General features: G+C 40.8%; 3 protein-coding genes. All 3 read right to left on the bottom strand.

All coding sequences use genetic code 11. The features are described 5' to 3' along the window. Positions 1-485 (bottom strand): antirestriction protein ArdA (locus GPK60_RS10950; protein ID WP_215660052.1); only part of this gene is annotated, 485 nt, incomplete at its 3' end. Positions 486-490: 5 nt separating this feature from the next. Continuing rightward, positions 491-712 (bottom strand): hypothetical protein, encoded by a 222-nt coding sequence (locus tag GPK60_RS10945; RefSeq protein ID WP_004844214.1) that lies wholly within the window; start codon positions 710-712, stop codon positions 491-493. Next, on the bottom strand, positions 709-843 hold the full coding sequence (locus GPK60_RS10940) for a DUF3789 domain-containing protein (protein ID WP_005423185.1): 135 nt from the start codon (positions 841-843) through the stop codon (positions 709-711). The genes GPK60_RS10945 and GPK60_RS10940 overlap by 4 nt, the downstream gene beginning before the upstream one ends. Positions 844-939 lie beyond the last annotated feature (96 nt).

The following is a 939-nucleotide window of genomic DNA, read 5'->3' as shown; positions in this document are numbered from 1 at the left end:
TTGAACATACCGTTGTTGCAGAGAGCATAACGTCCTTTTTCTTCCAGTTCATGGGCGTAGGCTTCCAGATTAAAATATTTCTTTCCTTTTTCGGAAAGAGCAGAAAATTCAATGTTATGCTCCAAGCGGTAACGGGCAACGTCCATGATGTTGTGACACTCTGGATAAAACAAAAATTCTTCGGATTCCTGCAACAAATCCTCAACACCGCCAAAATAAGGAATCAAGTCTTTGTATGCCTGCTGAACTTCTGGCGATAAATCCGTGTAAGCAAAGTATAGCTTGTTTAATCGTCTTACAGAAGTTGTCCTTACAATATCGCCAGCAAAGGGGAGCTTCATATCTGTGATTTGATAGTCTTTGCTGTCAGCTTCCACACCGAGCAGGTCACGGAACAGCTCATAATCAATGGGTAAATCAAACCAGCGAGAGGTTTTATCCTCTGCTGATTTGGTCGTTTCAATCAATACGCTACATTCTTCCATAGGCTTTACGCTCCAATAATCTTATTGAATAACTGTAACAATACGTCTTTTACGCCGGACGCATTGAATACAAGACCAACGGCTACTAAGGCAACTACCAAGAATCCGATAAGTTTGGAAAACTCACGCTTGAATCCCAAGTAGATACCGATAACAACAATCGCCATCAGCACAAGGCTCTGTGCGTTGCTTAAAAACCAGTTATAAAGGTTCTGTCCAAAATTCATACTTTCTTTTCTCCTTTCAGTTCCATCATTTTTCGGTCAGACTGTCTGCCAGCCTGTAAAATACACATGGCAATCACGCCAACTGTTCCACCTAAAGAGAAGAACAGGAAGTCAAATAATAATCGTTGCATTTTTCAATTCTCCTTTTCTAAAATCACATCTTCGGTTGATGTGGTCTGTTGTTCGATTATCTTGTAGTGCTTTTCCGTCAGTTTCGTGGATTTACG

Source organism: Ruminococcus sp. MCC718, assembly GCF_018783905.1.
Taxonomy (GTDB): Bacteria; Bacillota; Clostridia; order Lachnospirales; family Lachnospiraceae; genus Hominisplanchenecus; species Hominisplanchenecus faecis.
The sequence above is the reverse complement of the archived record's forward strand: the minus strand, read 5'-3'. Positions and strand labels throughout refer to the sequence as shown.